This window comes from Protofrankia sp. CiP1_Cm_nod1, from assembly GCF_920888515.1.
GTDB lineage: Bacteria > Actinomycetota > Actinomycetes > Frankiales > Frankiaceae > Protofrankia.
This window is the reverse complement of record NZ_CAKKTM010000176.1, coordinates 1-7,056: the sequence shown is the minus strand read 5'-3', so window position 1 is coordinate 7,056 and position 7,056 is coordinate 1. Positions and strand designations below refer to the sequence as shown.

Genomic DNA, 7,056 nt, shown 5'->3' with positions numbered 1-7,056 from the left:
GGGGTGCTCGCGGGCGGTTACCGGCTACGCGACGGCACAACCGGCGCCGGCGGCAAGCCCGGCAACGCGCCCGACGGCAAGCCCGGCGACGGGCTCGAGGGCGAGCTCGTCGCCAGGTCTGGGGGGAGACCCGTCGACGGACCCGACAACAGGATCGGCAGCGAGCCCGACAACCGGGCCGGTATCGGATCCGGGCCGGCGGTGACCCTGGTCGGGGCCGGCTCCGTCATGGCCGACGTCCTCGCCGCCGCCGACGAGCTCGGCGCGGGGCTGGGCCGCGGTGTCGCCGTCGTCTGCCTGACCTCCCCCGACCTGGTCTGGCGCGCCCTGCAGGCCCGCCGCGGCCTGCTGCCGGGTGACGTGTCGATCCTCGACGAGCTCTTCCCCACCGACCGGCGCAGCCCGCTGGTCACCGTGGCCGACGGGGACCCGCGTGCGCTGGGGTTCCTCGCCGGCGTCCACGGCGATCCCGTCTCCACCCTCGGCGCGGGCATGATGGTGCCGGTCGACGTGGCGACGATCGTCGGCGCGGCCCTCGACCTGCTGGACGAGGTCGAGGGCTACCCGGCGTAAAGCCATCCCACGAAATTACTCATAGTAACAATTAGGATGGACGGTCGGGGCGAACACCAGGCACCCGCTCGTCCGCTCGGCGAGGCCTCGCGGGCCCTGGTGGCGGGTCAGGTCCCGATCGCGTGCACGCCGCCGTCCACGTGGATGATCTCTCCGGTGGTGGCGGGGAACCAGTCCGACAGCAGCGCCACGCAGGCCCGGGCCGTCGGCTCGGTGTCCTGGATGTTCCAGCCGAGCGGCGCGCGCTCGTCCCAGACACCCTCGAACCGCTCGAAACCGGGGATGCTCTTGGCGGCCATGGTGCGCAGCGGCCCCGCCGCGACCAGGTTGACCCGCACCCCGCGCGGCCCGAGGTCTCGGGCGAGATAGCGGGTGGCGGATTCCAGGCCGGCCTTGGCCACCCCCATCCAGTCGTAGGAGGGCCAGGCCACGCTCGCGTCGAAGTCGAGCCCCACGACCGAGGCCCGCTCGCCGAACAGCGGCAGCGTCGCCCGGCACAGCGCGGCCAGCGACCAGGTCGAGATCTGCACCGCGGTCGCCACCTCCGGCCAGGGGGCGTCCACGAAGGGCTTCCCGCCGAGTACCGACTCGGGCGCGAAACCGATCGCGTGCAGGACGCCGTCCAGCCCGTCGGTGTGCTCGAGAACCCGGTCGGACAGCGTGCCCAGATGTGTTTCGTCAGTCACGTCCAGCTCGATCACGGCGGCCTCGGTGGGCAGCCGCCGGGCGATCCGCCGGGTCAGTGACAGGCCCCGGCCGAAACCGCTGAGCACCACGGTCGCGCCCTGTTCCTGCGCGATACGGGCAACGCCGAAAGCAATGGACGCGTCCGTCAGAACGCCGGTGACAAGGATGCGCTTACCTGCGAGGAGTCCGCTCACAGGCCCGCATCCTGCCAAACATCGGCCGGCGCTGGCGAGGCGGCACACCGACAAAGCCACCCCCCTCGCAGTGCCGGCGCACCGACAAAAACACGCCGGCCGGCACACTCCGGTACACCCGGTACACCCGGTACACCCGGCGCACCTGCGTCACACCGGGAAGGCGCTCATCAAAGCGGCGGGCCGAGGACGCCGGCCCGGGCGAGCCAGCCCGGCCGTATCCTCCGGGCCGCATCCCGCCCGAACCGCATCGCCCGGGCCAGTATCTCGGATGCCTTCGGCATCACCCCAAATGGGGGCAAGCCGGGCGGCTTACGAATCAGGACAGCCGGACCGCGGTCACTGCGCCCGCGCCCGGCCGGCCCCGGACAACCGCAGGAGGAGCACCGCGAGCACGCCGGCGAGCGTCGACGCGACGAGCACGGCGGTGGCCGCGCGCCGCTGGGCAACAGCGTCGTCGAGGGCGAGCCGGGACATCAGCAGGCTCACGGTGAAGCCGATGCCGCCGAGCAGCCCGACCGGCGCCACCGCGCGCCAGCCAAGGCCGGCCGGCAGCCGCGCCACCCCGGCCCGCACCGCCAGCCAGGCCCCGCCGACGATGCCGGCGGCCTTGCCGACGACGAGCCCGGCGACCACACCCTGGGCGACCGGATCCTCGGCCACGGCGAGCAGTGCCGTCCCCGTCACCGGTACCCCGGTCGCGGCGAGCGCGAACAGCGGGACCACGAGACCGGCCGAGAACGGGTGCAGCCGGTGCTCCAGGCGCAGCGCGGGCGCGGCCCGCTCGCCCGGGTCGGGACGCACCCGGGTGAGCAGGGCGAGCGCGATGCCGGCGACGGTCGCGTGCACCCCGGAGGCGTGCACGCACACCCACAGTGCCAGCGCCAGCGGCACGTACAGCGCCGGGGAGCGCCAGCGCCGCCACTGCGCGCAGGCGTACCCGGCCGCCAGCACGACGGCCGCCAGCAGCCAGAGCGGCGCGAGCCCCCGGGTGAACAGGACGGCGATCAGGACGATGCCGCCGAGGTCGTCGACGACGGCGAGGCTGAGCAGCAGCACCCGCAGCGCGGTGGGCACGTTCGCCCCCGTCAGGGACAGCACGCCGAGCGCGAAGGCGATGTCGGTGGCTACGGGGATCGCCCAGCCGCCCGCCGCCCCCGGCGCGCCCCGGCTGACCGCGAGGAACACCAGCGCCGGAACGATCATGCCGCCGACGGCGGCGGCGACCGGCAGCGCGGCGGCCCGGCGGCCCGCCAGCTCCCCGACGACCAGTTCGCGTTTGAGCTCGAGACCGGCGACGAAGAAGAACACCGCGAGCAGCCCGTCGGCCACCCAGGCCCCGGCGGTCAGGTGCGTCAGGCGTAGCCAGGACGGGCCGAAACCCAGGTCGGCCCGCCACACGTCGTGGTAGCTGCCACCGGCGAGGTTGGCCCACAGCAGGGCGAGCGCGGTGGCGGCCAGCAGCAGGAGCCCGCCGGTGGTCTCCCGGCGCAGGAACTCGGTGAACGCGCCACGGGCGGACAGCGCCTGGCTGACACGTCCGGCGACCGCGGCCCGCGCGTCAGCCGCCGTTCGGGTGCGCACCAGCGGGAGGTCCTTCCAGGAGCAGCCGACGTCGGACGCCGACCAGACTTCCCGGCACACCTGTTGAGCGGTTCGATCAGTTCGAGTGGTTCGATCAGTTCGAGTGGTGACGTGTCGACCAGCGCTGGGCGCTGCTGGCCAGTGCCGCCATCGTGGCACAACAAGCCGCGGATTTCCCGGTCATGACGTTCCCGTCCGGCGCGGGATCCGTCGCGGGCGGGATTCCCCGGCCGTGGCCCCGGCGGCCATCGCTCAGCGGTGCGGTGCGGTACGGCCGCCGCACCGCCCGGCCGGGTGCGGTGTGCCCGGCCGGGGCCGTGCCGTGCTGGCTGGTTCAGCCACCCGACGGGCTCGTCATGGTCTTCCTGCGCAGGCGCCTGGTCGTCCTGCGGACGACCGGTTCGACGACGCGCGCGGCCACCGGGCCGAGAATCGCCATGATCAGTACATAGCAGGCGGCGAACGGGCCGAGCTCCGGCTCGATGCCGGCCACGACCGCCAGGCCCGCGATGACGATCGAGAACTCGCCTCGCGCGACCAGCGCGGCCCCGGCCCGGTAACGGCCCATCGTCCCGATCCCGGCCTTGCGCGCCGCCCACCAGCCGGTGAACACCTTCGTCGCCACCCCGGCAAGCGCCAGCAGCAAGGCGGGAAGAAACACCCCGGGGATCTCGGCGGGTTCCGTCTGCAGGCCGAAGAAGACGAAGAACACCGCGGCGAAGAGGTCCCGCAGCGGGGTGAGCACCTCCCGCGCGCCCTCGGCCACCGGCCCCGACACGGCGATGCCGACCAGGAACGCCCCGACCGCGGCGGAGACCCGGACCTGCTGGGCGGCGCCGGCCACGAGCAGGGCCAGCCCCATCAGGCGCAGCAGCAGGATCTCGCTGTTGGGGTCCGCGTCCGGGTTGTGGACCAGCCGGCTGACCTGCCGGCCGTACCGCAGTGCCAGGACCAGGACGAAGACCAGCGCGCCCAGCGCGACCAGCAGCGTGACCGACCCCTGGGCGAGCGTCTGGTGGGCCAGCAGTGCGGTGAGGATAGGCAGGTACACCGCCATGGCGAGGTCCTCGAGGACGAGCACGGACAGCACCACGGGCGTCTCACGGTTACCGATCCGTCCCAGATCGGCGAGGACCTTGGCAATGATCCCGGAGGACGAGATGGCGGTGACCCCGCCCAGGACGAGCGCGGCCAGCGGCTCCCAGCCGAGCAGGAACGCGGCGGCCACACCGGGCAGGGCGTTGAGTGTCAGGTCGAGCGCGCCCGTGGGCGCCTGCCGGCGCAGGCCGTCGATCAGTTCCTGCGCCGTGTACTCCAGGCCGAGCGTCAGCAGCAGCAGGACGACCCCGATCTCGGCGCCGACCTCGATGAACTCCTCGCTGGCGCCCAGCGGGAACAGCCCTCCGTGCCCGAAGGCGAGCCCGCCCAGCAGGTAGAACGGGATCGGGGAGATACCCACGGCGGTGGCACAGTGGCCGAGCATCCCGAGGGTGAACAGGACCGCGCCCAGTTCGAGGAAGGTCGCGGCTATGTCCACGGGCGGCTCTCCGCCAGTGCCGTGTCAGTGCTCCTCGGCAGTGCCGCACCAGCGGCCAAGATCGCGATCAACCGACGCGGAACAGTTCGGCAACGGCAGCCGTGTTCTCCGGCGTACCGACCACCACGACGACGTCACCGGCGACGAAACCGAAGTCCGGGCGCGGGGAGGCGATCACCTGCTGGTCCCGGACGACGGCGACGATGGACGCCCCGGTCCTCGTCCGGGCATGGGTATCCCCCAGCGGCTGCCCGTCGTAGGGGGAGCCGGGAGTGATTTTGATCTGCTCCCCGACGATGCCCGCGAAGGCCTTGCCGAGGTTGTTCAGCCGCTCGACGATGTGCGGGGCGCCCAGCAGCTCCGCCAGGGCGTCGCTCTCCTCCGCGGTCAGCGGGATCGACTCACTGCAGGTGTCCATGTCATCGGTGTCGTAGATCACGAGCTCACGCCGGCCGCCATGATGCGACACCACGCCGACCCGCCGTCCGCTGCGGGTACGGAAGTCGTGCCGCAACCCGATGCCCGGGAGCGTGGTCTCCTCCACGTCCACTGCGACCCCTCCGGTGAACCCGGCATGGACGCCGGGCTCACAAAAGATCGAAATTCTGCTGACCGGAAATCGGTGATCAGATCAGTGACCAAAACCGCGGGGCCCAAACCGCAGGGCCCACCTCTGACGCATCGGCCCTCTCATCATCTAAACATACCCAACGGCCCCGCCAGCCCGGGCCGACAAGCCCGGAGCCGTACACCCGCCCGGGCGGCTCGGGCGGCCCGCCGGACGGACGGTCAGCCGGTCGACAGCGGGCAGAAGCACTCCCCGGATACCGTGACGGGAGCGCCCTGCCCATCCCCGGCCGGACGCGGATGGGCCACGGCGAGGCCGGACAGCGGCCCGCGAGGGTTCGCGAGGGATTTACCGGAAGGCGGTGCCGCGGTGCTGAACAGGAGTGCTCGCATCATCCGCCGGATCGTGGTGAGCGCGGTCGGCGTGGCCGTGCTGGGGCTGGGCGTGGCCCTGCTCGCCCTGCCCGGCCCGGGCTTCCTCATCATCGCGCTGGGATTCTTCGTCCTGAGCCTGGAGTACGAGTGGGCCCGCCGGCAGTTCGAGCAGGCCCGGCGCAGGGCCGCCGACCTCGCCGACCAGGCGGCGGCGAGCGTGTGGTCGTCGGCGTTCACGATCCTGTTCGGGCTCGGGATGGTCGCGGTGGGCATCGCCTGGATCGCCGTGGAGACGCTGCCGTTCTCCTCGCCGTGGACGGGCGGCAGCCTGGTCTTCGGCGGCCTGGTGATCCTTTCCACCATCCTGTTCAGCCTGTGGCAGGCCAAACAGGCCCGTGACGCCGGCGAGCCGACCCCCGCCGAACTGCTCGACCTCAAGGAGGAGGAAGACCACAGGCGCGTCTCCGCCGCCTCCTCGTCCACCTCCGCTCCCCCAGGCGCGCCCCCGACCTCCTCCACCGACGAATAGCCGCCACCGGACCGGCAGATCCCCGAACCGGGCGTCCTCCGCGGCCCGTCTGCCCTCGGCCCGTCTGCCCTCGGCCCGTCTGCCCTCGGCCCGTCTGCCCTCAACTGGTCGCGCTCGACCTGCTGTGTTCAGCCCGTCGCGGCGCCCCGACAGGCCAGCGCCCACGCCCTGCCCTTCTCGCACCGAGAAACCCGCCGGCGACAGCCGTCGCCCGCGGCCCTGACCCGGCACTCGTAGGTGGAAAACTCATCGGGGGATATCTCCGCAGACCCACACCTGCCGCACTTCTCAGGCTATCCCGTACTTTTTGTGTGGCTGGCCTGGCCAAAGGTGGAGTTTTCGCCAATTTTCTCTACGGTTTCAAGACCCGGGGTTGGTGTTGCTGCACCGGCCCCGGGTCGCTGCCGTTCCGGCGTGCGATCCGGGAACCGCCCGCCGGACGATCGGTTACGGCGAGACGGTGAGATCAACGGCGAACGGCACATCCGTGACCTGCGAGACCCACGAAGCGGGGCGATAGGACAGCTGGAACCATCTACTCCTTCGGCCGACGGCGGGCCAGCTGAGGTGGCCTACTGGCCCTGGGTGAACTCGCTGATGCCGATGACGTTCGACTGGGCGTGTACGCACCGGTAGACCGCGGCCCTGTCGGCCGGCGAGGCGAACGTGATGTTGTAGCGCAACGGGTAGACCCGGCTGCTCTGAACCGTGTTGTGGTCGGGGGGCTCCTGCACCGCCCCCCCGCTGGTGGGGCATGCGGCCCGGACGGCGTCCTTCTGGGCATCGGTCGCGGTCGGAGTGAAGTAGACCACCGCCTCGACGCGTGGTGAGGGCCCGGCTACCGTGACGTAGATGCCGAAGGCAATCAGGCCGGCGAGCGCGAGCGCACCCAGCACCACCCAACGCCGGTTATGCCGATCTGTCAGGGCCCGGCGCGTGGCGGCCAGGGCTCGTGCCGCGGCCGGCCGCGGCGGGCGGCGGCCGGCGGCTCGCGCCGCCACGGTCAGCGC

Annotated in this window: 6 protein-coding genes and 1 pseudogene; 2 read left to right on the top strand and 5 right to left on the bottom strand. The window is 72.3% G+C overall.

Going from position 1 to position 7,056, the window contains the following annotated elements; genetic code table 11:
* Positions 1-573: pseudogene (locus NBX02_RS08395) on the top strand (hypothetical protein); the annotation flags it as partial.
* Between the two features lie 107 nt (positions 574-680).
* Here the strand turns inward: NBX02_RS08395 and fabI are convergent.
* The 4 genes from fabI to NBX02_RS08375 form a co-directional block, all read right to left on the bottom strand.
* Complete coding sequence (gene fabI, locus NBX02_RS08390; RefSeq protein ID WP_250282646.1) at positions 681-1,454, bottom strand: enoyl-ACP reductase FabI; 774 nt, start codon at positions 1,452-1,454, stop codon at positions 681-683.
* A gap of 339 nt (positions 1,455-1,793) precedes the next feature.
* The gene (gene nhaA, locus NBX02_RS08385) at positions 1,794-2,978 is read right to left on the bottom strand and encodes a Na+/H+ antiporter NhaA (protein ID WP_445548323.1); all 1,185 of its coding nucleotides are present in this window, start codon (positions 2,976-2,978) and stop codon (positions 1,794-1,796) included.
* 394 nt (positions 2,979-3,372) lie between these two features.
* Entirely contained in the window at positions 3,373-4,521 is a 1,149-nt protein-coding gene (locus NBX02_RS08380) for a cation:proton antiporter (protein WP_250290765.1), read from the bottom strand.
* A 121-nt stretch (positions 4,522-4,642) separates the two neighbouring features.
* Positions 4,643-5,125 carry a cation:proton antiporter regulatory subunit gene (locus tag NBX02_RS08375; protein WP_250282650.1) on the bottom strand — a complete coding sequence of 161 codons (483 nt, stop codon included), beginning with the start codon at positions 5,123-5,125 and terminating at the stop codon, positions 4,643-4,645.
* A 387-nt stretch (positions 5,126-5,512) separates the two neighbouring features.
* Here NBX02_RS08375 and NBX02_RS08370 point away from each other — a divergent pair, with 387 nt between their 5' ends.
* The gene (locus NBX02_RS08370; protein WP_250282652.1) at positions 5,513-6,046 is read left to right on the top strand and encodes a PGPGW domain-containing protein; all 534 of its coding nucleotides are present in this window, start codon (positions 5,513-5,515) and stop codon (positions 6,044-6,046) included.
* A 572-nt stretch (positions 6,047-6,618) separates the two neighbouring features.
* On the opposite strand, the gene NBX02_RS08365 is transcribed toward NBX02_RS08370, so the two are convergent.
* Positions 6,619-7,047 (bottom strand): hypothetical protein, encoded by a 429-nt coding sequence (locus NBX02_RS08365; protein ID WP_445548322.1) that lies wholly within the window; start codon positions 7,045-7,047, stop codon positions 6,619-6,621.
* Between the last annotated feature and the right edge of the window lie 9 nt (positions 7,048-7,056).